Origin of the sequence: Kitasatospora fiedleri (genome assembly GCF_948472415.1) — a bacterium.
Taxonomy (GTDB): Bacteria; Actinomycetota; Actinomycetes; order Streptomycetales; family Streptomycetaceae; genus Kitasatospora; species Kitasatospora fiedleri.
Map to the genome: position 1 here is coordinate 2,404,103 of NZ_OX419519.1, position 26,710 is coordinate 2,430,812.

Here is a 26,710-nt window from a genome sequence, read left to right on the forward strand (position 1 = left end):
TTCACGGAAGGGCCCGGCCGGGTCCGGTCGGTGCCCTCGGGGCCGTCCGGCCGCGGAACGCGCGCAGCCACCCGCGGAGGGGAGCGCGGGTGGCTGCGGGCGGGGTGCGGCTGCGGGCCTACGGGCGGGGCAGCACGCAGCCGGACCTGGTCAGGTCGAGCACGTTGCCCGGGGCGAAGCAGTTGGGGATGGTGTAGGTCTCCTGGGCGTAGCCGATGCCCTGGTGGATGGTCACGGTGCCGTTCTGGTCGACCTCGCAGGGGTTGTCCAGGGTGCAGCGCTCGCCGCTCTCGTTGATCGTGTTGTTCACGGCGACGACCTGGCCGCTGCCGGCGTCGACCACCGGGGAGCCGGAGGTGCCGCCGATGATGTTGCAGCCGGAGGTGTAGCGGACCGAGTCCTTGAAGGTCCAGCTGGACTCCTTGAGCCGGTACGCGAAGCCGTCCACGCTGCAGGAGTAGATCTTCTTCCAGTAGCCGGAGACCACCTTGATCGCGCTGCCGGCCACCGGGTGGGTGGTGGCCATGGTCAGCGGGGATATCCCGTAGGTGTTCCTGATCGTGGCGTAGCTGCTGCTCAGCCGGTAGAGGGTGACGTCGGTGTCGGTCATCGTCGAGTAGAGGACCCGGTTGGCCTTGACGGTGCCGAGGTTGCCGCCGCTGGAGCTGAGCAGGGTGAAGCTGCGGCTGGACGACTGGTTGGTGATCACCTGGCCGGCCGCGGGCATGCCGCTCTCCAGGCAGTGCCCGTTGGTGAGGATCAGCCCGGGGTCGCTGTCCACCGAGTTGGGCATCCGCACCAGCGAGCCGGAGCAGTTGCTGAGCGCGACCGTCCCGGCGAAGTTGACGGTGGCGGCGGAGGCGGGGGCGGCGTTGACCAGGGCGGTGGCCCCGGCGAGCAGGAGGGTGCAGAGCGCGCCGGTGAGCGGCTTCTTCATGAGGGTGCCTCTCAGGGGGTGTGGGGGTACCACTGGGGGTTCCCCTAAATTGGCGCGCCCATGACACGGTGTCAAGAGTGCACCGCCCCTGACGGATCGTCAGTCCGCCGTCCAGTGGCGGCTTCCCAGGTTGATCAGCCGCAGCTGGGTGCGCACCGTCCGCGCGATCGCCGCCCGCTCCTCCGGCCCCGCCTCGACCAGGGCCAGCGCGGTGGACACCATCCGGTCCACGTACAGCTCCGCCAGCATCCGGCGGTCCCGCGCCGACCAGTCGGCGGTGTCCGGCTGGACGGCCAGCAGGGCCGCCAACTCCTCGGCGAACCGGTCCAGTTCGGCCGCGACGGCATCCCGCACGGGCTTCACCCCGCCGTGCCGCTCGCGGGCCAGGAACCGGATGTAGGCGGGGTGCGCCGCCACGTGCGCGGCGATCACCTCGACCGAGCGGTCGATCAGCAGCTCGGCCTCGCCGCGGCCCGCGAACACCGCCCGGATCATCCCGTGCAGGTTGGCCAGCGACTCCTCCACCAGCACCACGCCGAGCTCCGCGAGGTCCGCGAAGTGCCGGTAGAAGCCGGCCGGCGAGAGGCCGGCGGCCCGGGTCACCTCGCGCACCCCCAGGCCGCTCAGGTTCTGCTCCGCCAGCAGGCCGAGGGCGGCGTCCAGCAGGGCGCGGCGGCTGGCCTGCTTCTGAGCCTGGCGGACACCTGGGGCGGAGTGCGTCGTCACGGCGTTCAGTAAACAGTCGTTTGCCGAATTTGGCCAGCCCCCGTAGAGTACGGAACGGCAATCAGCGAACACTCGTTCACCGAAAGCGGAGGTGCCGTCATGCTGCTCGTCGCCCTGATCGCGCTGGCCCTGATCGCCTGGGCCATCACCCACCTCTCCGTCCCGGTCCTGCTGGCCGCCCTCGCCGCGGGCGCCGCGTGGGCCCTGTTCGGCAAGCACCACCGCGGCACCGGGCGGCCGACCCGCCGGTGAGGGGGCCGACCCGCCGGTGAGGACTCGGGCCGCCGGCGAGGGGGCGGGCCCGGCCCGGGGTCACACCGCCAGCGGCCTGATCGCGGTCGGGGCGTCGCCCGGCGCGGTGGCCAGCTCCTCCCACTCCATGACCTTGTCGATGTCCGCGGCGGCCATCGAGATGTTGGTGACCCGCTCCAGGATCGCCTCGACCACCACCGGGACGCGGAACTCCGCGGCCAGCTTCTTCGCCCGCTCGAACGCGGGCAGCAACTCCTCGGGTCGGGTGACCCGGAGCGCCTTGCAGCCCAGGCCCTCGACCACCCGGACGTGGTCGACGCCGTAGACGCCCAGCTCGGGGGCGTTGATGTTCTCGAACTCCAGCTTGACCTGGAAGTCGATGTCGAAGGTGCGCTGCGCCTGCCGGATCAGCCCGAGGTAGGCGTTGTTGACCAGCACGTGGACGTACGGGATGCGGTGCTGCGCGCCGACCGCCAACTCCTCGATCATGAACTGGAAGTCGTAGTCGCCGGAGAGCGCGACCACCTGCCCCTCCGGGTCGGCGGTGGCGACGCCGAGGGCGGCCGGGACGGTCCAGCCGAGCGGCCCGGCCTGGCCGCAGTTGATCCAGTGCCGGGGCCGGTAGACGTGCAGCAACTGCGCGCCGGCGATCTGCGAGAGCCCGATGGTGGTGACGTACCGGGTCTCGGGGCCGAAGGCCCGGTTCATCTCCTCGTAGACCCGCTGCGGCTTGAGCGGCACGTCGTCGAAGTGGGTCCTGCGCTGGAGTTCGGCCCGCCGCCGCTGGGTGCTCGCGGCCCACTCCCGGCGGTCCTTCAGCTCCCCGGCGGCGGCCAGTTCGCGGGCAACCTCCAGCAGCAGCACCAGCGCGGCCCGCGCGTCGGAGGCGATGCCCAGCTCGGGCGGGAAGATCCGGCCGAGCTGGGTGGGCTCGACGTCGATGTGGACGAACTTCCGGCCCGCGGTGTAGACGTCCAGGCCGCCGGTGTGGCGGTTGGCCCAGCGGTTGCCGATGCCGAGCACGAAGTCGGAGGCGAGGAAGTTCTCGTTGCCGTAGCGGTGCGAGGTCTGCAGGCCGACCATGCCCGCGTTGAGCTCGTGGTCGTCCGGGACGACGCCCCAGCCCATCAGCGTGGGCACCACCGGGACGCCGGTCAACTCGGCGAACTCCCGCAGCAGTTCGGCCGCGTCGGCGTTGACGACGCCGCCGCCGGCCACGATCAGCGGCCGCTCGGACTCCTGGAGCAGCGCGATCGCCTTCTCGATCTGGGTCCGGTTGGCGGCGGGCTTGTAGACCGGCAGCGGCTGGTACGCCTCGGGGTCGAACTCGATCTCGGTGAGCTGGACGTCGATCGGCAGGTCGATCAGGACCGGCCCGGGCCGCCCGGAGCGCATCAGGTGGAACGCCTGCTGGAACACCCCGGGGACCTGCGCGGCCTCCAGCACGGTGGTGGCGGCCTTGGTGACCGGCTTGGCGATCGAGGCGATGTCGACGGCCTGGAAGTCCTCCTTGTGCAGCCGGGCGACCGGCGCCTGGCCGGTGACGCACAGGATCGGGATCGAGTCGGCGGTGGCCGAGTACAGGCCGGTGATCATGTCGGTGCCGGCCGGGCCGGACGTCCCGACGCAGACGCCGATGTTGCCCGCCTTCGCCCGGGTGTAGCCCTCGGCCATGTGGGAGGCGCCCTCGACGTGCCGGGCCAGGGTGTGCCGGATGCCACCGGCCGCCTCGAGCGCGGCGTAGAAGGGGTTGATCGCGGCGCCGGGCACACCGAACGCCACCTCGACGCCTTCGAGCTTGAGGATCTCCACGGCCGCGCGGGCGGCTGTCATGCGGGGCATCGGCTACTCCTGCCGTCGACGCTTCTTCCGCGATGCGGAAGAATAGTTTTGGGATGCGAAAGCAAGCTAAGACGGCCGCGCCGGGGCCGTCAAGGTGCGTTTCAACAAAACGTTGCAGAGCCGCGCCCCGGGGCCGCTCCCCCGCCGCCACCGGCTGTCCGTTTTTCACCAGGACCTGTCGGCCCGGCACCTCGCCCACCTGTCCGGAACGCCCGTACGGTCGTGCTGTCGACGGAAAACGCCAAGCGGCGGGCCCACTGCGGCCCCGGCGGACCCGGCGACCTGGCGACCCGCAGCAGACCCACCAGAGGAGACACCCCCGCGATGAGCACCATCACCCTGTACGGCGCCACCGGCACCATCGGCTCCCGCGTGCTGGACGAGGCACTGCGCCGCGGCCACACCGTGACCGCCGTGGTCCGCGACCCCGCCAAGCTGACCGCCACCCACCCGGCGCTGACCGTGGCGGTCGGCGACGTGCTCGACCCGGCCTCGGTGGCCGAGCACGCCAAGGGCGCCGACGTGGTGGTCAGCGCGGTCGGCGGCGGCGACGGGCCGGGCCACCAGGCGCTGATCGAGCCGTCCTTCGAGTCGCTGGTGGCGGGGCTGCGCACGCTGGGCGCCGACGCGCCGCGGCTGGTCACGGTGGGCGGCGCGGGCTCGCTGCGCACCCCCGACGGCAAGCGGGTCTGGGACGCCGAGGGCCTGCCGGAGTTCCTGCTGCAGATCATGCACGCCCACGGCGACGCGCTCGACTACCTGCGCACCGTCACCGACCTGCGCTGGACCAACCTCTCCCCGGCCGGCACCATCGCCCCCGGCGAGCGCACCGGCAGCTACCGCGAGGGCCTGGAGGACCTGCTGATCGGCGCGGACGGCGAGAGCCGGATCTCCGCGGAGGACTACGCGGTGGCGCTGCTGGACGAGGTCGAGCACCCGAAGCACCTCGGCGAGCGCTTCACCGTCGCGTACTGACCGGGCGCGCCGCGCACCACGCACCACGCACCACGCACCACGGACCGCGCGCCGGATCGGGCGCGACGCACCGCGTACCGGATTCGGGTACGGCGAAGGGCCCCGGAACGCGTCCCGGGGCCCTTCGCGCGCTCCCCGGCTCAGTCGGGGATGACCAGGGCGGGGGTGTCCCGGGTGAGCACCTCGCCGCGGAAGAACGCCGGACTGCGGCGCATCATGACGGCCATCACCACCAGCCCGAGGGCCAGCAGCCCGGCCCCGACCACGAAGACCGAGCCGACGCCGAACACCGAACTGCCGCTGCCGTACGAGGGGTCGGCCATGTCGACCAGCGACTTGGCGAAGATCGCGGCCAGGGTGAGCCCGCCGATCAGCGGGAGGACGCACTTGAGCAGCGCGTCGCGGACCGAGGCCCGCAGGTCGCGGCGGAAGTACCAGGCGCAGGCGAACGCGGTCAGCGAGTAGTAGAAGCAGATCATCAGGGTCAGCGCGGCGATGGTGTCGGCCAGCACGTGCGAGCTGACCAGGGTCATCACGGTGTAGAACGCGCCGGTGCCGACGCCCGCGGTGACGATCGCCCGGCCGGGGGTCTTGTAGCGCTCGTTGACGGTGGTGAAGGAGGCGGGCAGCGCCTCGTACACGCTCATCGCCAGCACGGTGCGGCTGACCGGGATGAAGGTGGTCTGCAGGCTCGCGGAGGCGGAGGCCAGCACCGCGACGAACAGCAGCACGCCCAGGCCGGTGCCCATCACCGGGCCGGCCAGCACGGCGAGCACGTTGGAGGAGGTCTCCGGGTTGCCCAGGCCGGTGCCGGTGGTGCCGGTGCCCGCGTACATCTGCACCGCGACGGCGGTGAACAGGTAGGAGCCGACCAGCACCGCCATGGCGAGCATCGCGGCCCGGCCGGGGGTCTTCTCGCTGCCGCCGGTCTCCTCGTTGGCGCTCAGGCAGGCGTCCCAGCCCCAGTACATGAAGAGCGAGAGCGACAGGCCCGCCACGAAGGAGGTGAACGAGCCGGCCTGGAACGGGTCGAGCCAGCTCCAGGAGAAGTCCAGCGAGCCGGCCGCGCCGTGGCCGGTGGCCTTGGCGATCGCCATCACGCCGAACAGGGCGAGGACCGCCAGTTGGAGCCCGACCAGGGCGTACTGGACGCCCTTGGTGGCGGTCATGCCGCGGTAGCTGATCAGGGTGGCGACCGCGATCAGGGCCAGGCAGGTGACCACGTGGATCAGCTTGTCGTCGTTGAGCGCGGCCACCGAGTCGCTGCGGGTGATCTCGCCCAGCAGCAGGTACAGGTACTCGGTGGCGACGCCCGCCAGGTTGGACAGCACGATGATGGTGGCGATCACCAGGCCCCAGCCGCACATCCAGCCGACCTTGGGGCCGAACGCCTTGACCGTCCAGGTGAACGAGGTGCCGCTGTCCGGGATCGCCTTGTTCAGCTCCCGGTAGGCGAAGGCCACCAGCATCATCGGCAGGAAGCCGGCCAGGAAGAGGGCCGGCATCTGGAGGCCGACGGCGGCCACGGTGGTGCCCAGGGTGGTGGTCAGGCAGTACACCGGGGCCACGGTGGACACGCCGATCACCGCGTTGCCGAGCAGGCCCACCGAGTTGCTGTCGAGGCCCTTGGAGCGGACGCCCCCGGGGGCACTGGCGGCGGCGTCGGCGCCAGGGCTCGGGCGGTTGTGGAGCTGAACCATGCCGGAACCGTAACCCCCACTGTTTCCGCAGCGAGCCGAGGCGGAAGCCAGGTGATCGCCTTGGTTTCATCGCAATGATAGGGTTCATTTCCATTGATTACATGATCTTTCGCTGCCGATCGCCTTTGTTTCAGCCCTCCGAGCCGGTGCTCGACCGGGGACGAAAACCGCACCCCACCCCGTTTCCGCCTTTTCGGTCATGAGTATGAGAAACGCCACATACCCGTGCGAAGCGGAACCGACCGTTCGGGCACCTCTGGTTTCCGCCGCCCGCGGGCCCCTATCGTTCCCCCGTCACTCCAGGGAGGGGACCGGCATGACCGGCACGCTGACGTCCGACACCGAGATCCGCACCGTCCGGGCCGGCCGCCCCGGCCCCGGGCCCGTCCGCTGCTCCGTCGGCGACCTGCTGCTCGCCGACCTGCCGGTCTCCGTGGTCTTCTTCCACGACCGGCCGCTCGACCCCGACGCCCTCGCCGACGGCCTCGCCCGCGCCCTCGGCCACCTCCCCGAGTTCGCTGGCCGGCTGCGCACCGACGACGGCGGCGGCCTCTGGATCGACCCCGACGACTCCGGCGTCCCCTTCACCGTCGCCGACGCCCCCTACACCCTCACCGAGGCCCTCGACCGGATGGCCCTGCCCGCCAACGGCCTGGTCGACCACGTCCGGGCCGGCCAGGCCCGCCGCGAACCGCTGCCGCTGCTCACCGTCCGCCTCAACCGGCTCGCCGACGGCACCGCCGCGCTCGGCGTCTCCTGGCACCACGCCGTCGGCGACATGCAGACCTTCGCCCTGCTGATGCGCACCTGGTCCGCGTGCACCGAGGGCACCGCCCTCCCCGAGGTCCTCCGCGCCGCCGACCGGGACCTCCAGCTCGACGCCCACCTCCCCGCCGAGGACTGCGGCACCCCCGCCCTGCGGCTGCCCGACCCCGCCGAGGCCGCCGAACTGCGCCGCGCCATCGCCGGCGCCTCGCTCGCCAACCGCACCGTGCAGGTCTGGTTCTCCCCCGCCGAGACCGACCGCCTGCGCACCGCGTACAGCACCGAGGCCGGCCGCCGCCTCTCCGCCAACGACGCGCTCTGCGCCCACCTGCTGCACGTCCTGCGCGAGCTCGACGGTGCGGGCGACGAGGAGCAGACACTCACCATGCCGGTCAACCTCCGCCGCGTCCTCGGCCTGCCCGACGGCACCCTCGGCAACCTGCTCGGCGAGATCCGACTGCCCTACCGCCCCGGCACCGCACCCGCCCGGTACGCCGCCGAACTGCGCACCGCGGTCGAGGAGTTCACCGAGAAGCACCTCAGCGTCCGGAGCAACCTTCGCTTCCTCGACACGATCGGCCGCGACCGCGTCACCGACTGCGTCCCGGCCGGCTTCGACCCCGCCCGCCGCACCCTCACCATCTCCAGCTGGTGCCGCCTCGGCCTCCAGGACCTTCCCCTGGCCGGCCAGCGCCCGATCGCCTTCAGCCCCGCCGCGACCCTCCAACTCCCCTGGACCTCCTGGCTCGTCGAGGGCCCCCGCGGCGAGGGCCACCTCTACACCCTGGTCCTCCCCACCCGCACCGCCGCCCGGCTCCGCACCGCCGCCCCCCTCCTCCACCCGCACCGCCACCCCGACGACCCCGCCCCGGCGGTCGCCCCGCGCCGACTCCTCTGACCCGCGCCCGCCGCCCTCCACCCGGTGGACGGCCCCGGCCCGAAACCCGGTGGCCGGAGGGCTCGTGACACCGGTAGCGTCCGGTCTCCCCCGAGCCGCACCGGCGGCCCGGCCGAGTGCGGAGAGCAGCCCCATGACCAGCGAGCGTCCGACGACGACCCTGTGGCGACCCACCGGCCCCAGGGAACTGGAGCTGGTCCGCGAGCTGGGCTGGCGCGCCTGGCCGCCCCGCCTGCCCGAGCAGCCGATCTTCTACCCGGTCCTCAACGAGGACTACGCGATCCGGATCGCACGGGACTGGAACGTCAGGCACGACGGCGCCGGGTTCGTGACCCGCTTCGAGGTCGAGTCGGAGTTCCTGCGCCGGTACCCCGTCCGGCAGGCGGGCGGCGAAACCATCCTCGAACTCTGGGTCCCCGCCGAGGAACTGGACGAGTTCAACACCCACCTCGTCGGCGCGATCCAGCTGGTGCACGAGTTCCGGTAGCCGCCTGCGCAGTCGCTCGTCCTCAGCGGTGACCCCGCCGGCTTCACCCTGACCGCCGGCCAGAGCGTCCCGATCGAGGTCGACTACTACGACCGGAGCGGCGGGAGCCGGCTCAGCCTGTCGTAGACGCCGGCAAACTACACGGACAGCGACCTCGCCGCGGCCGTCGACACCGGCACGTACGGCGTCCTGGTCGGCGACACCTCGCACGGCCCGCAGCTCACCGGCAGCCTGAACGTGACCTCCACGGCCACCGGCAATACGGTCACCGTAGACGACCCGGCGGGCATGAGCAGCCCAGTCGGCGTACCGGCCGCCCTGACCGTGCACGCCTCGGACAGCGCCGCCGGCCAGAGCCTGGCGTACGCGGCCACCGGGCTGCCCGCGGGGCTGTCGGTCGACGCCTCCACCGGGGTGGGCTCCGGCACCGCCACCTCGGCCGGCACCAGCACCGTCACCGCCACCGACGGCACCGGCGCGAAGGGGAGCACCACCTTCGTCTGGACCACCGCCGCCGCCGGCGGACCGACCAGGACCGGCCCGGTCGTCGCGGGCGTGTCGTCCTCGCTCTGCCTGGACGACCGGGCGGCGGACACCGCGGACGGCAACCCGGTCACGATCTACGGCTGCAACGGCACCGCGGCGCAGCAGTGGACGGTGGCGTCCGGCGGAACCCTCCAGGCGCTCGGCAAGTGCCTGGACGTCGCGAGCGCCGGCACCGCGGACAAGACGCCCGTGCAGCTGTGGACCTGCAACGGCACCGGGGCCCAGGTCTGGCAGCCCCGGGCCGACGGCTCGCTGCTGAACCCCGGCTCCGGGCGCTGCCTGGACGTCCCGGCCGGGACCATCACGCCCGGGACGCAGCTGCAGATCTACGCCTGCAACGGCTCGGCCGCCCAGAAGTGGACCCTGCCCTGATCGACGGCCCGGGCCGCCGCGCGGACACTGCTCCGCGCGGCGGCCCGGGTCACGGCCGCGGGATCAGCCGTACACCTCGAACTCGTAGATGCGGGCGGCGCCGCCGCCACCCTGCTCGGGGGTCAGGACGTTGAGCTTCAGGTAGCGGGCCGTGGCGTTCACCGCATGGGTGGTGACGTTGGCGGTGTTGCCCCGGGCCTGGACCAGGGTGGTCCAGGCGGTGCCGTCGTCGGACGCCTGGATGTCGTAGTCGCGGGTGTTCCAGGCGGTGCTCTCCCCGCCCGCGCCCGCGTGCCGGACAGTGACGGTGCGGACCGGGGTCGGGCCGCCCAGGTCCACCCGCCACCACTTGGTGCCGCCGAGCGAGCACCACTTGTCGCCGCTGCCGCCCGAGACGCTGCCGTTGACCGCCTTGGCCGGGCCCTCGTCGGTGTTGCAGGAGGAGTCGGCGGTGGCGGGCCTGTTCAGGGCCAGGTCGGCGGAGGTCGGGCCGGTGTCGAAGGACGGCGGGGCGTCGGCGGCGGCGGTGCCCCAGGAGGTGTTGGCGGTGCCGCTCAGGGTGAGGTCGACGGTGCCGCCGTCGGTGACCAGCGACTCCGGCAGCCAGGGGCGGGTCGAGGTCGTGCCGTTGACCCGCAGGCTCTGGACGTAGGGGGCGTTGGTGCCGGCTCCGGTGGCGTTCAGGGTGAGGGTCGCGCCGTTGCCGCGGTGCACCACGACCTGGCTGAACAGCGGGCTGGCGAGCAGGAGTTCGGCCCGGCCCGGCGCGAGGGGGTAGATGCCCGCGGCCGCGAAGACGTACCAGGAGGACATCGCCCCGAGGTCGTCCTGGCCGGGAATCCCGCCCGGGCCGGCGGACCACAGCGTGTTGACGGCCTGGCGGACGGTCTGCTGCGTCTTGTAGGGCTGCCCGGCGAAGTCGTACAGCCAGGGGGTGCCGATCGAGGGCTCGTTGCTGACGTCGGAGTGGGTGCCGTCGGAGCCGGACAGCGCCCAGCTGTTGTCGGGGTTGTGGAAGAACCGGTCCAGTCGGCCCGCGGCCGTCGCCGCGCCGCCCATCGCGGTGAACAGGCCCTTGACGTTGAAGGGGACCATCCAGGTGTACTGGGCGGCGCTGCCCTCGGCGAAGCCGTCGTCACTGGCCGGGTCGAAGGACTGCCAGGCCCCGGCGGAGTCGCGCTGCTGGATGTAGCCGGTGGCCGGGTTGAAGACGTTCCTCCAGTTCTGCGCCCGGGCCAGGAACCGGCTGCCGTCGCCGGTGTCGTTCAGGCGCTGGGCCAGCTGGGAGATGCCGAAGTCGGCGGAGACGTCCTCGAGCGTCTCGCCCGCCCCGCCCCAGGCGTTCCCGTCGGAGGGCACGTACCCGATCGACAGGTACTGGTCCAGGGAGGGCCGCTCGCCGGTCACCATGACGTTCCAGCCGTCGCGGCCGCGGTCCTCGGCGGTGACGGTAGTGGCGGCGTGCACCATCGAGGCGAGCGCCCCGGCGGCGTCGAACGAGGTGCCGCCGAAGGCGTAGATGCTGGCCACCGCGGCGTGTCCGGGGTCGCCGGTCATCACGTGGGTGCCGCCCTGGTTGTGGGTCCAGCGGTCCCACACGCCGTTGTTCTGGTTGGCCTGGTTGTAGAGCGACTGGGCGATGTCCGCGCCGATGTCGGGCCGCAGCAGGGTCACCAGTTGGACCTGGTCGCGGTAGACGTCCCAGCCGGAGAAGTTGGCGTATTGGGCGTGCTGCCCGGTCGAGAGGGCGTGCGTCTTCTGGTCCATGCCGACGTACTGGCCGTTGGTGTCGCTGAACACGTTGGGGTGCAGCAGCGAGTGGTACAGCGCGGTGTAGAACGTCGACTGCTGGGCGGTGGTGCCGCCGGTGATCGAGATCCGGTTCAGTTCGGTGTTCCAGGCGTCGTGGGCGCGCTGCTTGACGGTGTCGAAGGCGGTGCCGGCCGGGTTCTCGGCGTCGAGGTTGGCCCTGGCGTTGGCGGCGCTGACGTAGGAGACGCCGACCCGCACCCCGACCGACTGGCCCTGGGCCGGGTCGAACGTCACGTAGCCGCCGGAGCCCTTGCCGGCCGCCGGCCAGCCGTCGGTGCCGTAGGTCGTCCCGCCGCTGGAGCTGGTGCTGCCCGCGGACAGGGTGCCGTCCTGCCAGGTCCCGGTGCCGGCGAACGGCCGGTCGAAGGCGGCGTAGAAGTACAGCGTGTAGTAGCTGCGCCGGTCGACGGTGTTGATGTAGCCGCAGAAGTTGCCGCTGGTCACCGATCCGCTGATCGCCCGGTTGGCGGTGTCGATGGTGGTCTGCGCCGCGCTGCTGCCGACCTCGGAGTTGGAGGTGCGCACCAGCAGCGACAGCGGCTTGCCCGTCGGGTAGGTGAAGCGGCCGGCCCCGGTGCGGGTGGTCGCGGACAGTTCGACGTTGACGCCGGAGTCCAGGCCGACCCGGTAGGAGCCGGCGGTGCCGGTCTCGTTGGCGTGCGAGAAGCCGGCGGCGTAGGTGGCGTCCGTGCGGTCGGCGCTCGGGGAGGAGGTGACCGTGGCCGCGTACGGCAGGAAGGGCACGTCACCCGCGCCGCCCGCGCAGCCGGTGCCCGACAGGTGGGTGAGGCTGAAGCCGCGGATCCGGGTGGCGTCGTAGTCGTAGCCGCCGGGCTGCGGGGTGCGGGTCTGGTTGCCCCGGGTGTTCTCCGGGCTCCACTGCACCATGCCGAAGGGGGTGTCGGCGCCGGGGAACGTCTCGCCGCTGTTGCTGGAGCCGATCAGGGTGTTGACCGTGGCGGCGGGGTCGCTGACGGCGGCGTCCGCGGTCGGTGGGGCGGCGAACTGTGCCAGCCCCAGGCCGGCGAGCAGTCCGAACGTGGAGAACGCGGACAGCAGGCGTCTGCGCAACGGGGGACGGGTCATGGGGCCTCTCCGTTTCGGGGTGGGGAACTCGTCGATGACATCGTTGTCATCGAATGGCCTGGCGCTGGTGCGCCGGCGGCTTCCGAGCGGGGACGGGCGGGGACGGGCGGGGACGGGCCGCAGGCGGGCCCGAGGGGTGGCGGCTCCGTGGTCGGAGCCGCCACCCCTCGGGGAGCGGCCTCAGCCGAGGGTGAAGCGTTGGGCGGTGGTGCCGTTGCAGTCCCAGATCTGCAGCGCGTCGCCGGACTGCTGCTTGTTCCCGGCGTCGTCCAGGCACCGGCCGGACTGCGGATTGAACAGAGTGCCGTCGGCGCGGGTGACCCAGGTCTGGGCGCCGGTGCCGTTGCAGTCCCACAGCTGGACGGGGGTGCCGTTGGCGGTGGCGCCGGCCGCCGCGTCCAGGCACTTGCCCAGGACGTGCAGGGTGCGGTCCCCGGGGGCGGAGAAGCGCTGGGCGTCGGTGCCGTTGCAGCCGGAGAGCTGGGCGGGGGTGGGGGTGGCCGGGTCGGCGTTGGCGATGTCGGCGCACAGTCCGCCGGGGCCGGTCAGCGGGGCCGGCGGCAGCTTCCACACCTGCGCGGCCGAGGCGTTGCAGTCGTAGAGCCGGAGTGCCGCGGCGCCGGGCGTGGTCGTCCCGTCGGGCACGTCGAGGCAGCGGCCCGAGCCGGTGTTGACCAGGGCGCCGTCGGTGCGGTGCGTCCAGGTCTGGGAGGGTCCGCCGGAGCATCCGGCCAGGCTGACCGGCGTGCCGTTCCCGGTGGCGCCGCCGGCGGCGGTGACGCACCTGCCCAGAACCCGCAGGGTGCCGTCGGCCGGGTGCGCGAAGGTCTGGGCCGCGGTGTGGTTGCAGCCCCACAGCTGCAGGCCCGTGCCGTCGGCGGAGCCGCCGCCCTTGACGTCCAGGCACTGCCCGCCGGCCCCGAGGACCTCGCCGGCGGTCGGGTTGGCGTTCGCGCTGCCGTTCAGCGTGACGGTGTGCGCCGCGCCGAGCGGCAGCGGGTCGGTGGTGACGGTCACGGTGCGCCGGTTGACGTTCCACGACCAGGCGGTCTCCGGCACCTGGACGCCGTCGACCAGGACGGCGGTGGGGGCCGCGGAGTTCGACAGCCGCAGCGTGTAGGCGCGGGAGGTCGGGGCGCCGGCGTAGCCGCCGCTCTGCGCGCCGACGGTCAGGGTGCGGGCGGCGTCGTTCCAGGACAGCGGTGCGGAGGTGGACTTGCCGGCCTTGTGGTCGTTGCCCTCGCCCGCGTCGGAGTAGAGCGAGAAGGCGCCGTCGGCGCCGGCCGCGACGTTGACGGTGAGGGCGGTCAGCGCGGCGCCCTGGTGGTCGACGTAGTCGGTCCGGGTGGGCAGGATGCCGCCGGCCTTGACGAGCACGGGCAGCTGCGACAGCGGGTCGGTGACGGTGACCGTGGCCGGGCCGGTGTAGGTGCGGCCGGTGAAGTAGTCGGTCCAACTGCCCGGCGGCACCCACACCGGGGCCGAGCCGTTGCCGTTCGCGTCGTTCGGCGTGGTGATCGGCGCGACCAGGACGTCGGGCCCGTACAGGTACTCGCCGGTGGCGGCGTACGCGGCGTCCTGGGTCGGGTAGTCGAGGTACATCGGCCGGACGATCGGCACGCCGGTGGCGTTCGCCTGCTGGGCGAGCGTGTAGGTGTACGGCACCAGGGCCTCGCGCAGCCGCAGCGACGCCTCGGCGCTGGCCGCCGCGGCGCCGGTGTAGTTCCAGGGCAGCCGGTCGCCGTGGTCGGAGTGCATCCGGTCGATCGGCTGGAACACCCCGAACTGCATCCACCGCGCGTACAGGTCGTCGGCGAGGTGGCCGCCGTGGAAGCTGCCGATGTCGTGGCTGACGTTGCTCAGGCCGGCGGCGGCCTCGTCGGCGGTGAAGCGGGTCTCGTAGGCGAGCATGTCCCAGGTGGCGGGGGTGTCGCCGGTGAACTGGAGGGTGTTGCGGCGCTCGGACCAGGGGCCGACGGGGTGGTTGCCGGCGTAGCCGTCGGGGGTGGCGGCGCCGATCCGGGCGAAGGAGAAGCCGCGCAGACCCTTGGCGGTGGCGTCGTCGGCGTAGGCCTGGTTGATCAGGTTGTCGGCGGCGACGTGCGGGTCGGAGGCGCCGGAGGAGTCGCAGCAGGCGTCGAGCCACCAGGTGCGGGTGCCCTGCCGCTCGAACGGCTGGTGCAGGGCGAGGTAGGCGGCGAGCTGCTTCGGGTCGGACCAGTCGAACTTGTACGTGCTCCCGCCGTCGGAGGCCAGCCCGCCGGCGGCGCTGTCGGTGGCGGCGAACTTCGGGTCCGCCCGGTCGATCGTCGGGTGGATGTTCATCGCCACCGACAGGCCCTGCTGCTTGGTCCAGTCGAGGAAGCCCTGCGGGTCGGGGAACAGTCCGGTGTTCCAGTTCCAGCCGTTCCAGCCGCCCGGGGCCTTCCAGTCGGTGTCCACCACCAGCCAGTCGACGGGCGTGTTCGTGCTGCGGAACTTCGGCAGCAGCGCGTTCTCGTAGTCCGTGGCGGAGTAGGCGTAGTAGCGGGAGTACCACACGCCGTAGGCGGACTGCGGCAGCAGGGCGGTTCCCCCGGTCAGCGCGTTGAGGTCGCCGAGCCCCCGCTTGTAGTCCTGGCCGTAGCCGAAGAAGTAGCCGTCCTGGTAGGGCCGACTGCCGTGCGAGGGCCGGTCGGTGACGGTGTGGTCGGCGCCGAGCAGGGCGGTGCGGGTGTCGTCCAGCAGGTACCAGCCGCCGCGGTTCAGGATGCCGGGGTGCTCGGCCACCGGCAGCGACGCCGGGTTGTCCAGCGAGCGGTACCAGCCGCCGAGGGTGCTGGTCGGTCCGGCGCCGTAGCCGGTGGTGGTGAGCGCGGTCGACGCCGCCGGGTACGCCGTGGTGGCGACCGGGGTGACGGCCAGCGAGTCGAGGTTGACCCGGCCGGTGTCGCCGGCGTTCTGCACCAGGGACAGCGCGTCGGTCCCCGCGCCGAGGGTGACCGTCGCGGACGCGGTGGACCAGGCGTCCCACGAGGAGGTGGCCGGCAGGCTGAGCCTGGGGCCGGGGGCGCCGTTGACGGTGGTGGACAGGCTCCCCGTGCCGCCGGTGGCGTTGGAGTACCGCACCTGGAGCCGGTAGGTGCCCGCGGCGGGGACGCCCGAGACGTCCTGGCCGAGCGCGGCACCGGCCTGCTCGAAGCCGGCGACGAAGCCCGAGCCGGTGTGGCCGGCGTGGTCGTACGCGGCCGCGGCCCGGCCGGTGAACAGGGCGTTCTCCGCCTCACAGGCGGTTCCCGGCGCGCAGTACGAGGGGAAGGCCGGCTTGGCGGTCGCCCCGGTGCCCGCCAGCGTGACGGACAGGTTGGCGGCGGTGAACGGCCCGCTGCCCTGCTTGTAACGCAGTGTCAGCGCGCTGGTCCTGATCTCGCGGTACCCGTCGGACGTCACGTTCGTGGTGTAGGCGGCGGCGGGGAAGTCCCGGCCGACCGCGTTGAACGTCGTACCGTCCTGGAACACGCCGTCGTCGGCGTACTCCAGCCGCACCAGGGTCGGGGTGAGCACCTGGAAACGGGCACCGCCCTCGATGACCGCGGACGTGGTGGCACCGGCCGCGGGCCCGGCGACGGCACCCGAGCCGACCAGTGCGGCGAGCAGGGCGAGGACGGCGACGGTGGTCGGTCCTCGCCCGGACCGGTGGAGCCGAAAGAGCCGCATGGACAACCCTCCGTGATGACAACGTTGTCAAAAGTGCCCGTGCAAGGAAAAGCGCCCGCGCGATGAACGGTCGAGGAGCGCGAAAGGGGGTGCGGAGCTCTCCCGAACGTAGGCACTTGGCGGGTCTCCGTCAATACCGTGGACCCTTGCCGTCCACGGGCCGACGGGCCGACGGACGGGCCATCGGACGGGCCATCGGACGGACGCTCAAGGTACTTGCGGACGAAGGCCGTATCCGCTCACCACAGGGCGCCCGCCGGACGGTTGCGGCTGCTCGCCAAGTTCAACGCCAGCGCTGCAGCGAGCTGAGGGTGGCGGGCCAGGAGTAGAGGCGGTCGTCCACGGCCCGGACGGCCACCGTGTCCTCCCACTCCGTCAGCAGCCCGCGCGCCTCGCGCACCCGCTCCATGCCGGTCTCGTACCAGGTGATCCGCAGCTGCTCCAGCGCGGCCAGCAGGTGGCGGCACGCGTCCTCGGGGCGCCGGGCCCGGGCTTCGACGGTGGCAAGATCAGCGAGCACGACGACGGTCTGGAGGCGCTCGTCCTCCGCCTGCCCCTCCGGACTTCACGTACGCCGCGCCACCACGCCGTCCGGATGTTCGGCGCGGCGCCGGGTCTCCGCCGAGAGCACATGCGTCGTACGCTCCTCCCCGCCCGTGGTCCGGACGCGCTGCAGGTCGATCAACTCTTCGGGGATGTCCACCCCGGCAGCGCAGGCCGCGGCCCTGACCGCGCCGGGCAGGCCCGGCTACGCTGACCTGCGTGATCAGAGCAGTGGTGTTCGATGTCGGCGAGTGCCTGGTGGACGAGACGCGGGAGTACGGCACCTGGGCGGACTGGCTGGGGGTGCCCCGGCACACCTTCGTCGCCCAGTTCGGCGCCGTCATCGCCGAGGGACGCGACTACCGGGAGACCTTCCAGGTGTTCCAGCCGGGCTTCGACCTGTACGCCGCGCGGGAGCGCCGCGCAGAGGCCGGCCAGCCGGAGCACTTCGGCGAGGAAGACCTGTACCCGGACGTGCGCCCGGCGCTCGCCGAGCTGCGAGCCGCCGGCCTGCACCTGACGATCGCCGGCAACCAGACCGTCCGGGCCGGCAGGATCCTGCGCGCGCTGTTCACTGCGGACGTCGACCTGATCGGCACCTCGGACGACTGGGGCGCCTCCAAGCCGGACCCCGGCTTCTTCGAGAAGGTCGCCGAAGTGGTCCCGGCCGAGCCCGGCGAGATCCTGTACGTGGGCGACCGCCTCGACAACGACGTGCTGCCCGCCCTCTCGGCCGGGATGCGCACCGCGCTGATCCGCCGCGGCCCGTGGGGCTGGATCCAGCAGCACGACGCGGCCGCCGACCGGTCGACGTTCCGGATCGACTCGCTGCTGGAACTGCCGGAGCTGATCGCCAAGTTCAACGCTAGCGCTGCAGCGAGCTGAGGGTGGCGGGCCAGGAGTAGAGGCGGTCGTCCACGGCCTGGACTGCCGCCGTGTCCTCCCACTCTGTCAGCAGCCCGCGCGCCTCGCGCACCCGCTCCATGCCGGTCTCGTACCAGGTGATCCGCAGCTGCTCCAGCGCGGCCAGCAGGTGGCGGCACGCGTCCTCGGGGCGCCGGGCCCGGGCTTCGACGGTGGCGAGGTCGGCGAGCACGACGACAGCCTGTTTGCCGTCCGAGTCGCCGAGCCCGTCCAGCGCGCGGGCCAGACTCTCGCGGGCCTGGGGCAGGTGGCCGGCGATCAGCTCGGTGTTCCCCCTGAACGCAGTCAGCCGGGTGGGGTTGAACCAGGTGAACCACTCCGGCAGCACCGCGGGCTCGGCGCCGGCCAGGAGATCGCTGGCGCGATTGAGGACGGACAGGGCACCGCGGACGTCCTGGCAGCGGGTGAGGCACTCGGCCTCGACGGCGTCCAGCCAAGCGTGTACCTCGGCGGGCGCACCCCCTCGGCGGGCATACGCGCGGGCACCGCGCATCCGGTCGGCCATCTCCTCGCGCCGCCCGGCCCAGCCGGGGACGAACGCAGCGTGTCCGAGGACTGCGGCACCGAGCAGTGCGTCGTCAGCGGTGCCGGCGGCTTGCAGCGCGCGCACGAACGTCCCGTCGGCGGCGGCGACCTGGCGCAGGTCGAAGAACTCGATCCGGCCGAGCAGCAGTGCGCTCTCGGCGAGCGCCGCGGCCAGCACGCGGCGGGCGACGCCGGACGTCTGCCCGAGTAGCGCCTCACCTAGCGCGGCATGCTCGGCGACGGAGCGGTGCAGGGTGGCGGGGGCGACGGACCAGTACATGTGCCGGTGGGCTGCGGTGATGGCCGCGTAGGCGCTGCCGATGGTGTCTGGCTGGATGCCGTCGGCCTGGGCCGGGTGCGGCACGGCGGAACGGGTGGCGGGCGGGATGACTGGGGTCGGCCCGGGACCGGCGGGCTGTTGGGCGCCGCCGAAGCCGAGCTGGGAGAGGGGCATGCGCAGCAGCTCCACGAGCGCGCGCTGGTGGTCGTCGCGGGGTCGTGGAGGATTGGGGGCGAGCCAGCGGGCGATCTGGCGGGCGCTGACACTGTACTGCGGGATGCTGAGGGTGCGGCCGGCGCGTTCCAGCGCTTCTCGCAGTGCGCGGTTGCTGCCGATCCCGGCGGCCAGCATGGCCGCTCGCAAAGCGGTGTTGCCGTCGGTGGTGCGTGCCACCCGGCCCTCCTGGTGAGTTCGTGTTGGACCCCAACGGTACTGTGAAGAGGGTCGTTTGAGCGACTGTCATTCGATGAGATGGCAACGAAAGTCAATAAAGAGGCACTGAAGAGGCATCATTAAGACATACATGTGCCGCTCCGAATGGCCGACTCTGATCCTGCACCGCCTGGTGCCGCCCCCGGCGATCAGAGGAGTACCCATGCCGACGCCCCGACGCATCCCGCGGCCGCTGGACCCCGACGCGTACCGGAAGTGCGGGACGTGCGACCGCTGCCGGACAGGCGTCGGCCGCGACAAGAACCCGGACGCCTCCGACTGTTGGGACGTCTACCTCGATGCCGCCACCGTCCGGCGGTCGGCGTGAACGGCCAGCAGCAGTCGGCCGACGGAGACCACGTCGAACCGGAGGGCCTGACACTCGGGTACTGCCTCCAGTGCGGCGGCTACGGGCGTGGCGAGTACATCGCGACGATCAACTCGCACTCCGACGCGATCCGCAACCACCGCGATTGCCCCGGGCCTCCGCCAGCCGGGACCCGGCCGTAGCCACTCGGCCTCGTGCCCGTCGCGAAACAGCCGCCACGGGGGGATCTCCAGGGCGTCGGCGACGACGAGGTAGGCGTCGATGGGCAGGTGGCCCTGCGTGCTGGTCTCCATTCGGACGATGGCGTTTCGGCTGACGCCGGCGCGGTTGGCGAGCCCGGTCTGGCTCCAGCCAGAGGCTGAGCGGAGCTGTTTGACGCGGTCGCCGATCAGCTGCCGGCCCATCAGCAGGTGCGGCAACATGTGGATCTTGAGCGACACCCACCCAAGAGTGTCGCGGTCCGGGCGAAATGTCCGTACCCAGCCAAGTGCATCCGCGCTGGCTCCAGGGCAGGAAGACCGACCCACCTCCTCCGCCAGAAGCGCGAAGTGCCCCCAGTCGCAGGTGTCGACCGGGGGCACTTCGCGCTTCTGGCGGGCGCGACCTGCGAAAACACCATGATCGCTTAGGGGGAATTCAGGAGGACCGCCCGCGCAGCCGGACCGTGGACCTTGCGCGAGTAAGCGCAGAGAAGGCGTGGTCCACGAGAAAGGCCCGGCCCGGAGTTGCACTCTGAGCTGGGCCTTTGCCGCATCTTCCCTGCTAGCGAGGTGGGCGCAGACGGTTTCGAACCGCCGACATCCGCCTTGTAAGGGCGGCGCTCTACCGCTGAGCTATGCGCCCTCGCCGAAGTGGACCGGCGCGGCCGGTCACACGACGAGTGGACAGACTACCCGGTCCGGAGGGTGCTCCGCCGCCCCCTGTCCGGCGGGGGAGACGGACGGGGGGTGCCGGACGGGGCGGGTGATCGGCAAGAATGGCGGGGAAGCGGCGGGACGGATACGGAGCAGGGAGCACGTGGTGAGGGTGGCCGGCGGCGGTGGCGGGGGTCGGGGCGGCTGGTGGGGCGGTGGCCGGCGGGACGGCGTGCGTGCGGACGCCCGGGCGGCGCGGGAGGCCGCCCAGGAGTCGTTCTACGAGCTGGACTCGGCCCAGCGGGACGCGCTGCTCGCGGTGGAGACCGTGAAGTCCGCGGGCGAGCCCGCCACCGCACGCCGGGTGGAGCAGGACTTCGCCGACCTGACCGCCCGGATCGACCAGGTCACCGTCGCCTACCTGGGCGCGCTGGACGCGGTCGACCTGGAGTCCTCCGAGACCGACCCGGGCGCGGTCTCCCGGGCCAAGCAGCAGTTGGAGCAGGCCAAGCGCGAGCTGGACGCCAAGCGGACCGAGCTGGGCACCTTCGTCAGCCGCCTGCAGCCGGTCCTCGACCACGCCGAGGCCCAGCTGATCCGGGTCACGCCCGCGGTCGAGCGGGCCAAGCAGGCGCTGCTCGCCGCGACCACCGCCCTGGAGCAGGTCCGCGGCGCGGGCCTGCGCGCGGACGACCTGGCGGCCCGGCTGGCCGAGCTCGCGCCCGAGCTGACCCGGCTCAACCAGGGCGTCTCGCAGCACGGCGTGCCCGCCACCCTGCAGCGGGCCGAGGACGTGGCCCGGCGGGCCGAGGCCGTCCGGACCGAGGCCGCGCAGTTGCCGGAGCGGGCTGCCGAGATCGACCGCCGGGTGGCCTCGCTGCGGACCCGGATCGACGCGCTGGAGAACCGGGCCCACACCGTCGACCCGGCGCTCAGCGAGCTGCGCCGCCGGTTCTCGACGGCCTGCTGGCAGGACCTCCAGCAGGTGCCCGCGCAGACCGCCGACGCCGTCCGCACCGCCCGCGCCAGGCTGACCGAGGCGGGCCGGGCCCGCGACGAGCAGCGCTGGGCGGACGCGACGGCCGCGATCGGCACCGTGCGCGCCCTGCTCGACACCGCCGGGGGCGCGGTCGACGCGGTCAACGACCGGTTGCAGCAGCTCAACGAAGTCCAGCACGACCCGCACCGCGAGATCGAGCGGGCCCGGTTCGCGCTGCGCGACGCCCAGCGCCTCGCGATGGCCGGCCGCCAGGCCCCGGACCCGCGCCACGCGGGCCCGCTGGACGCCGCGGTGGGCCGGCTCGACCGGGCCGTCGCCACCCTGGAGGAGGCCGGCCGGCACCCCGACTACTGGCGTTTCCTGACCGAGCTGGCCGCCGTCCGGGAGACCGCGGCCGAGGTGGTCTCGATGATCCGCGGGCACTGAACCCCGGTCGGGCGCCCGGCCGCTGGGTACCCTGCTCGGTATGCCTCGCTACGACTTCCGCTGCCGCTCCTGCGGCGCCACTTTCGAGCTCAACCGTCCGATGGCCCGGGCGAACGACCCGGCCACCTGCCCGGAGGGCCACCCCGACACCGTCAAGCTGCTCTCCACCGTCGCCGTGACCGGTGCGGCGGCCTCCGCCCCGGCCCCCGGTGGCGGCGGCGGTGGCGGGTGCTGCGGCGGGGGCTGCTGCGGGTAGCGCGCGCGGGGAGGACGAGGGCGCGGGGGCGCGGGGGCCTCAGCCGAGGTGCTTGAGCATCTGCCGGAGGATCTCCTCCCCCGCGCCCACCCCGGTCTCGGTGAGGGCGGTGACGCCCTCCGCCGTCCACCCGGTCTCGGCGAGTTCGCCGTGGCCGGGGCGCCAGGCGAGGTCCGCGGCGAGCAGGAGTTCGGCGTCGAGCAGGGAGTCGCCGGCCGCCAGGACGGTCTCGGCCCCGGTGCGGCGGCGCACCTCGGCGAGGGCCGCGCTCTTGGAGAGCGGGACGGGGACGGCGTAGACCTTGCGGCCCTGGAGGGAGACCTTCCAGCCGCGTTCGGCGCACCAGGCGCTGAGTTCGGCGATCCAGCCGGGCGGGAGTTCGGCCCGTTCGACGACCAGGTAGGCGAAGAGCTCGTCGGCGACCCGCCGCTTGTGGGTCCACTCCGGGTCGGCGGCGATGGCGAGGTGTTCGACGACCTGGGCCAGCGGCGCGCTCTCGGCGTCGAGGCGGGCGCGGATCGCGCGCTGCCAGTCCTGGTCGGGGACGCCGTCGACGAGCAGGTGGCCGCCGTTGGCGCAGACCGCGTACGGCGGGGTCCAGTCGGCGGTGGGGCCGGGGAGGTTGATCCGCTCGTACTGGGTGCGGGTGCGGGTGGTGATGGGGACGACCGGGGCGAGGACCGCGATCTCGGCGAGCAGCGCGGCGGCCTGTTCGGTCATGAAGGAGAGCGCCTTGCCGTCGTGCACTTCCACCGACAGCAGCCGTGGGGCGAGCCGGTCTGGCACGTCCAGGGCGAGGGCGCGGTTGGAGTAGACGAGGGTGCGGTCGAGGTCGCTGGCGACCAGGAACTGCGGCACGGGCGGGGTCTCCTTCGTTCGGGGGCGGGGTCAGGTCTGGACGGCGGTGCCGTCCGCGCCGGTGGCGCCGCGGGTGTAGCGCGGGTGGATGAGGCCGACGCAGGTGTACGGCAGGTCGTCGGTCTCCTCGACGGGGACGCCGCGCTGGGCGGCGAGCAGCCGGACGTGGTCGAGGTCGGCCCCGGCACCGCGGCGGGCCAGGATGCGCCAGGGGACGCGGCGCAGCAGCACCCGGGTGGTCTCGCCGACGCCCGGCTTGACCAGGTTGACGCTGTCGATGCCGTACTCGGTGCTGATCCGCTCGACGGCGGCCCAGCCCTCCCAGGTGGGGGTGCGGTCGGCGGCGGCGAGCCGGGCGGCCTCGGCGGCGACGGCGTCGGCGACGGCCGGGAAGGCGGCGGCGACGGTGTCGACGAACTGGCGGGAGACGTCGCCCCCGGCCAGCTCGCGGTAGAACTTGGCGCCGTGGAACTCGTCCGGCCCGATCAGGTCGGCGCGCAGCACGGTGCGGGAGACCAGGCCGGAGACGGTGGAGTTGAGGCAGGCGGAGGGGATCAGGAAGTCGTCGCGGGTGCCGTAGGTGCGCACGCAGGCGCCGGGGTCGGCGAGGACGGCGAGCTCGGGGTCGAAGCCGGTGCCGGCCAGGGCCTGTTCGAGCTCGCGGGTGATGGCGCCCTTGCCCGTCCAGCCGTCGACGAAGACCACGTCGGCGGGGCGGTGGTGGGCGGCGAGGTGGCGCAGGGCGACCTGGTCGATGCCGCGGCCGCGGACGATGGAGACGGTGTAGTGCGGCACGTCGAGGCCGTGCGCGTGGGCGAGCCAGCGGCGGATCAGGACGCCGACGGGGGTGCCGGCCCGGGCGAGCGAGGCGAGCACCAGGTGCGGGCCGCGCTCGCGCAGCAGCGTCTCGGCGACGGCGCCGACGGCGGTGGCCAGCCGGGTGGTGGAGGCGGCCAGCGCGGTGTGGAAGAGCTGCTGGTACTCGGGGCTGGGCTGGTACTCGACGGGCAGCGACTCGGCGTAGTGGGCGCCGCCGGACTGCACGGCCTCCTCGCGTTCCTCGGTGGGCGCTTCGAGGTGGACGTCGGAGAGGTCCTTGAGCAGCCAGGTGACGTCGGCGGCCGGGTAGCTGGAGAAGTCCGGGCCGTGCAGCGGGCGGGCGGTGGGCGGGGACGGGACGGTGTGTGCGGTCATGCTGTGCCTTCGACGAGTAAGGGACATGCTCGGGCAGCGGGGCGTCAGGCGGGTGTCGCGGGGCGGTACGACGGGAGAACGGCGAGCACCACCCGGTCGGTGGCGGTGCGCAGGGCGGGCAGCAGGGCGGCCGGGCCGTGGTGCAGGGCGGGGGTGTCGGCAGGGTCGTCGACGACCAGGACGACGGTGTCGAAGCGGCGGGCGGGGTCGGCGCCGGGGGCGACGTTGTAGGCGTAGCGCTCGGTGGAGCGGTCGGCCGGGTCGTCGTGCGCGGCGAAGGCGAGGCGGGTGCGGATGGCGTAGCCGGGGTCGTCGAGGGCGAACACCGGGGAGCGGGTGGTGGTGGAGAAGCGCACCTCGGCGTCGGGCCGGGCCTGCTGGAGGGCTCCGGCGAGCCGCAGCGGGGCGTACATCAGCTCCTCGCAGCCGAGCACCAGGACCCGGCCGGGGCGGGGGCCGACGGCCTCGGCGAGGGCGGTGCCGAGGGCGGGCAGGGCGGCGTCGAGGCGGCGGCGGTGGGCGGGGGTGAAGCCGTGCCGGCCGCCGTCGGGCAGGTCGGCGGGCCAGGGCAGGTCGGCCCTGGTCAGTTCGCCGAGCGGGCCGGTGGGCGGCGGGGGCGCGGGGGCGGCGGCGATCAGCTCGCGGGCCCGGTCCAGCACGTCCGTCGGCAGGTCGACGCCGCCGGCGGCGGTGGCGACCAGGTCGAGGCGGGCGCCGAGCTCGGCCGCGGCGGCGTGCAGCCGGGCCCGGTCGGCGGGGGTGCGCAGGTCGACCAGGGCGACGGCGACGTACCGCTCGCGCGGGTGCGCGGCGTGCAGGGCGCGGATGGTGTTGATGACGGTGGTGCCGGTGGAGAACTCGTCGTCGACCAGCACCAGCGGGCCGTCGCCGGCCAGCAGCCCCGGGTCCTCGGGGAGCAGCAGGTGGCTGGTGGCGTGCGAGTGCTCCTCCTCGAAGCCGCCGAGCGGGGCGACGCCGGGGACGGGCCGCCGGGTGGAGTGCAGGTAGGGGGCGTCGAGCCCGTCGGCGACGCTGTGGCCGAGGGCGGTGGCGGTCTCGGCGTAGCCGAGCACGACGGCGCGCGCGGCGTCCGCCGGGCCGAGCAGGTCGGCGACCCGACGGCCGAGGTCGAGCCCGGCGCCGTGCACCGCCGCGGGCCGCTGCGGGACGTGCTTGCCCAGCACCCGGGAGACCAGCAGGTGGGCCCGCCGGGGGTTGACCCGCAGGGCGAGGCCGATCAGCCCGGTCAGCTCCGGCCCGCCGGTGAGGCGCAGGCCGAGCCGGTCGGTGACCCACTGGCCGGGCCAGGGCTCGGCCCCGACCGGCCCGGGGGCGGTGGTGTCGGTGTCGGCGGTCATCGGGGCTCCTCTCGACGGGCAGGCAGGTACGGGCGGTGCGGGTGGGTCGGTGCGGGTGGGTCAAGCGGTGTGCGGGTGGGGCGAGCGGTACGGGTGGGTCAAGCAGTACGGGTGGTGTCAGTGGGACGGACGCGGGCGCACGGCTGTGCGGTTCGGGTTCGAGCCTACGGGGCGCGCCACCGCCCCCGGATCGTCCGACCGGCCACCGTCCACGCACCGACCGGCCACTCCCGGCGCGCCGAACGGCCGACCCGGCCATCGACCGATCGGCTGACACACCGTCAAGGGGCGCGCCCGTCAAGGGCCCTGCCCGCCGAGGACCCGCCCGCCGAGGACCCGCCCGCCGAGGACCCCGCCCGTCAGGGCACGCAGGCCGACAGCAGCTCCGCGAAGGTGACCTCGGGCCGGGCCACGCCGAACACCTCGGCCCGCAGCAGCACCCGCTCCGCCCAGGCCCGGTGCGGCTTGGCCTCGTTCATCTTGTTGGTGTACGCGGAGCGGCTGACCCCGCCGCCGCCGCGGTGCTGCTGCAGGATGTCCCGGGCGTCGCACAGCTCCTCGTGGGTGACCACGGACAGCGCGTGCACGGCGGCGACGTGGCTGGGGTGGATGCAGGTCTTGCCGAGCAGGCCGTTGGCCCGGTCGAGTTCGATCTCCCGGATCAGTCCGTCCAGGTCGTGCTCGATCAGCCGCTGGCGGACCCGGTCGGCGGGCGGGGTGGCCTCGGTGAACGGGGTGCGGCGCAGCTGCGGCTTGAACATCCGCTCGTGCAGCGGGAAGTACTCCCAGACCGGCCCGGTGACGGTGTACCCGGTGCCGTCGGCCCGGCCGAGCACGTTGACCACGTCGCCGATCACGCCGGCCACCAGGGCCACGTCGTAGGCGGTCAGGTCGGGCGAGCGGCGCAGCCCGTACACGGAGCACAGGTCAGTGACGCCGAGCCGGACGGCGAGGACCCGCGGGCGGTGCTTGTCGAGCAGCCGGGCGATGCCGTGCAGCTGGTCGCGGCGGCTCTCCAGGTGGGCGAGTTCGGGCGATTCGAGCACCGGCATGACGAACAGCCGCTGCCCGGTGCGCTCCTCGGCGTCGGTCAGCGCCTCCAGGAAGGGCAGGCCGCTGTCCTCGGTGAACTTGGGCACCACGAAGCCGCTGAGCAGGCGCAGCGCGGGGCCGAGGCGGCCGGCCAGGTCGGTGATCTGCTCGGCGGCCCGGACCCGGACGAACAGCAGCGGTAGTTCGGCGTCGGCGCCCTGCTCGGCCAGTGCGGTGAGCTGGGCGACCAGGTTCTGCTCGGCGTCGTCGACCTCGTGGTCGGCGATCGCGTCCTCCAGGCAGAGCACCATCGAGACCACCCCGCGGGCGGCCTGCTTCCGGATGTCGCGGGCCAGGGTGGGCCGGGTGGCGGGGCTGTAGAGCGTGGCGCCGAGCGCGGTGGCGAGGACGGACGCCTCGCTGTCGCGGTCGAAAGCGGCGGGCTGCTCGTGAAAGAGCCGGGTGCGGACGTCGTCCGCGAGATGCCCGAAGTGGCGCAAAGTGCTCTCCCGCTGTGGTCTGGTGGGGCCCGCCGACGGCGGGAACGGCTGACGCCTCTCCCTCCATGGGACGGTCGGCGCGGCCGGAAAGTTCGCCGGAACGCCG

20 protein-coding genes, 1 tRNA gene and 1 pseudogene are annotated in these 26,710 nt (G+C 73.4%); 8 read left to right on the forward strand and 14 right to left on the reverse strand.

All coding sequences use genetic code 11. The annotated features are described in order from the left end of the window. Positions 1-118: 118 nt before the first annotated feature. Positions 119-937, reverse strand: coding sequence for a S1 family peptidase (locus QMQ26_RS11285; protein ID WP_282205619.1), 819 nt, complete (start codon positions 935-937; stop codon positions 119-121). A gap of 99 nt (positions 938-1,036) precedes the next feature. Next, on the reverse strand, positions 1,037-1,663 hold the full coding sequence (locus tag QMQ26_RS11290) for a TetR family transcriptional regulator (protein WP_282205620.1): 627 nt from the start codon (positions 1,661-1,663) through the stop codon (positions 1,037-1,039). A gap of 99 nt (positions 1,664-1,762) precedes the next feature. Between QMQ26_RS11290 and QMQ26_RS11295 the strand changes: the two genes are divergently transcribed. Further along, positions 1,763-1,915 carry a hypothetical protein gene (locus tag QMQ26_RS11295; RefSeq protein WP_158585394.1) on the forward strand — a complete coding sequence of 51 codons (153 nt, stop codon included), beginning with the start codon at positions 1,763-1,765 and terminating at the stop codon, positions 1,913-1,915. Between the two features lie 60 nt (positions 1,916-1,975). On the opposite strand, the gene gcl is transcribed toward QMQ26_RS11295, so the two are convergent. Next, positions 1,976-3,757, reverse strand: a complete 1,782-nt coding sequence (gene gcl, locus QMQ26_RS11300) for a glyoxylate carboligase (protein WP_282205621.1) — start codon at positions 3,755-3,757, stop codon at positions 1,976-1,978. 324 nt (positions 3,758-4,081) lie between these two features. Between gcl and QMQ26_RS11305 the strand changes: the two genes are divergently transcribed. After that, a complete protein-coding gene (locus QMQ26_RS11305) occupies positions 4,082-4,732 on the forward strand; it encodes an NAD(P)-dependent oxidoreductase (RefSeq protein WP_100836027.1) in 651 nt (216 codons plus the stop codon). A gap of 140 nt (positions 4,733-4,872) precedes the next feature. On the opposite strand, the gene QMQ26_RS11310 is transcribed toward QMQ26_RS11305, so the two are convergent. After that, positions 4,873-6,432, reverse strand: coding sequence for an APC family permease (locus QMQ26_RS11310; RefSeq protein ID WP_100836028.1), 1,560 nt, complete (start codon positions 6,430-6,432; stop codon positions 4,873-4,875). A 316-nt stretch (positions 6,433-6,748) separates the two neighbouring features. Between QMQ26_RS11310 and QMQ26_RS11315 the strand changes: the two genes are divergently transcribed. The 3 genes from QMQ26_RS11315 to QMQ26_RS11325 all read left to right on the forward strand — a co-directional run bounded on the left by QMQ26_RS11315 (position 6,749) and on the right by QMQ26_RS11325 (position 9,500). Continuing rightward, a complete protein-coding gene (locus QMQ26_RS11315) occupies positions 6,749-8,095 on the forward strand; it encodes an acyltransferase (protein WP_159073062.1) in 1,347 nt (448 codons plus the stop codon). Positions 8,096-8,228: 133 nt separating this feature from the next. Further along, a complete protein-coding gene (locus tag QMQ26_RS11320) occupies positions 8,229-8,582 on the forward strand; it encodes a hypothetical protein (protein WP_282205622.1) in 354 nt (117 codons plus the stop codon). A gap of 288 nt (positions 8,583-8,870) precedes the next feature. After that, a complete protein-coding gene (locus QMQ26_RS11325; protein ID WP_404814112.1) occupies positions 8,871-9,500 on the forward strand; it encodes a ricin-type beta-trefoil lectin domain protein in 630 nt (209 codons plus the stop codon). A gap of 63 nt (positions 9,501-9,563) precedes the next feature. On the opposite strand, the gene QMQ26_RS11330 is transcribed toward QMQ26_RS11325, so the two are convergent. The 4 genes from QMQ26_RS11330 to QMQ26_RS11345 form a co-directional block, all read right to left on the reverse strand. Continuing rightward, entirely contained in the window at positions 9,564-12,398 is a 2,835-nt protein-coding gene (locus QMQ26_RS11330) for a GH92 family glycosyl hydrolase (RefSeq protein ID WP_282205624.1), read from the reverse strand. Between the two features lie 180 nt (positions 12,399-12,578). Then, entirely contained in the window at positions 12,579-16,094 is a 3,516-nt protein-coding gene (locus tag QMQ26_RS11335; RefSeq protein ID WP_282205625.1) for a ricin-type beta-trefoil lectin domain protein, read from the reverse strand. A gap of 283 nt (positions 16,095-16,377) precedes the next feature. Further along, a complete protein-coding gene (locus tag QMQ26_RS11340) occupies positions 16,378-16,614 on the reverse strand; it encodes a hypothetical protein (RefSeq protein WP_282205626.1) in 237 nt (78 codons plus the stop codon). Between the two features lie 45 nt (positions 16,615-16,659). Then, positions 16,660-16,797 (reverse strand): hypothetical protein, encoded by a 138-nt coding sequence (locus QMQ26_RS11345; RefSeq protein WP_282205627.1) that lies wholly within the window; start codon positions 16,795-16,797, stop codon positions 16,660-16,662. A gap of 59 nt (positions 16,798-16,856) precedes the next feature. Between QMQ26_RS11345 and QMQ26_RS11350 the strand changes: the two genes are divergently transcribed. Beyond that, positions 16,857-17,522 carry an HAD family hydrolase gene (locus QMQ26_RS11350; RefSeq protein ID WP_282205628.1) on the forward strand — a complete coding sequence of 222 codons (666 nt, stop codon included), beginning with the start codon at positions 16,857-16,859 and terminating at the stop codon, positions 17,520-17,522. On the opposite strand, the gene QMQ26_RS11355 is transcribed toward QMQ26_RS11350, so the two are convergent. The 3 genes from QMQ26_RS11355 to QMQ26_RS11365 all read right to left on the reverse strand — a co-directional run bounded on the left by QMQ26_RS11355 (position 17,503) and on the right by QMQ26_RS11365 (position 19,969). Beyond that, positions 17,503-18,759, reverse strand: a complete 1,257-nt coding sequence (locus QMQ26_RS11355; protein ID WP_282205629.1) for a transcriptional regulator — start codon at positions 18,757-18,759, stop codon at positions 17,503-17,505. The two genes, QMQ26_RS11350 and QMQ26_RS11355, sit on opposite strands and share 20 nt — an antisense overlap. Positions 18,760-19,089: 330 nt before the next feature. Then, positions 19,090-19,566, reverse strand: a complete 477-nt coding sequence (locus QMQ26_RS11360; RefSeq protein WP_282205630.1) for a helix-turn-helix domain-containing protein — start codon at positions 19,564-19,566, stop codon at positions 19,090-19,092. Positions 19,567-19,897: 331 nt separating this feature from the next. Further along, positions 19,898-19,969 (reverse strand) — tRNA-Val (locus tag QMQ26_RS11365). Between the two features lie 183 nt (positions 19,970-20,152). Here QMQ26_RS11365 and QMQ26_RS11370 point away from each other — a divergent pair. Both QMQ26_RS11370 and QMQ26_RS11375 read left to right on the forward strand, forming a co-directional pair. Then, on the forward strand, positions 20,153-21,406 hold the full coding sequence (locus QMQ26_RS11370) for a hypothetical protein (protein ID WP_100838454.1): 1,254 nt from the start codon (positions 20,153-20,155) through the stop codon (positions 21,404-21,406). 40 nt (positions 21,407-21,446) lie between these two features. Then, a complete protein-coding gene (locus QMQ26_RS11375) occupies positions 21,447-21,662 on the forward strand; it encodes an FmdB family zinc ribbon protein (RefSeq protein WP_282205631.1) in 216 nt (71 codons plus the stop codon). Between the two features lie 39 nt (positions 21,663-21,701). On the opposite strand, the gene QMQ26_RS11380 is transcribed toward QMQ26_RS11375, so the two are convergent. From QMQ26_RS11380 to QMQ26_RS11390, 3 genes and pseudogenes are all read right to left on the reverse strand, one after another. Further along, entirely contained in the window at positions 21,702-22,520 is an 819-nt protein-coding gene (locus tag QMQ26_RS11380) for an HAD family hydrolase (RefSeq protein WP_282205632.1), read from the reverse strand. 30 nt (positions 22,521-22,550) lie between these two features. Continuing rightward, positions 22,551-25,072 (reverse strand): annotated as a pseudogene (locus tag QMQ26_RS11385) (phosphoribosyltransferase). A 359-nt stretch (positions 25,073-25,431) separates the two neighbouring features. Continuing rightward, positions 25,432-26,604 (reverse strand): HpcH/HpaI aldolase/citrate lyase family protein, encoded by a 1,173-nt coding sequence (locus tag QMQ26_RS11390; RefSeq protein ID WP_282205633.1) that lies wholly within the window; start codon positions 26,602-26,604, stop codon positions 25,432-25,434. Positions 26,605-26,710: the final 106 nt, after the last annotated feature.

Coding starts and splice junctions, on each gene's coding strand:
- QMQ26_RS11285 (WP_282205619.1), bottom strand. CDS start 937: ATGAAGAAGCCGCTCACCGGCGCGCTCTGCACCCTCCTGCTCGCCGGG.
- QMQ26_RS11295 (WP_158585394.1), top strand. CDS start 1,763: ATGCTGCTCGTCGCCCTGATCGCGCTGGCCCTGATCGCCTGGGCCATC.
- gcl (WP_282205621.1), bottom strand. CDS start 3,757: ATGCCCCGCATGACAGCCGCCCGCGCGGCCGTGGAGATCCTCAAGCTC.
- QMQ26_RS11305 (WP_100836027.1), top strand. CDS start 4,082: ATGAGCACCATCACCCTGTACGGCGCCACCGGCACCATCGGCTCCCGC.
- QMQ26_RS11310 (WP_100836028.1), bottom strand. CDS start 6,432: ATGGTTCAGCTCCACAACCGCCCGAGCCCTGGCGCCGACGCCGCCGCC.
- QMQ26_RS11315 (WP_159073062.1), top strand. CDS start 6,749: ATGACCGGCACGCTGACGTCCGACACCGAGATCCGCACCGTCCGGGCC.
- QMQ26_RS11320 (WP_282205622.1), top strand. CDS start 8,229: ATGACCAGCGAGCGTCCGACGACGACCCTGTGGCGACCCACCGGCCCC.
- QMQ26_RS11325 (WP_404814112.1), top strand. CDS start 8,871: ATGAGCAGCCCAGTCGGCGTACCGGCCGCCCTGACCGTGCACGCCTCG.
- QMQ26_RS11330 (WP_282205624.1), bottom strand. CDS start 12,398: ATGACCCGTCCCCCGTTGCGCAGACGCCTGCTGTCCGCGTTCTCCACG.
- QMQ26_RS11335 (WP_282205625.1), bottom strand. CDS start 16,094: ATGCGGCTCTTTCGGCTCCACCGGTCCGGGCGAGGACCGACCACCGTC.
- QMQ26_RS11375 (WP_282205631.1), top strand. CDS start 21,447: ATGCCTCGCTACGACTTCCGCTGCCGCTCCTGCGGCGCCACTTTCGAG.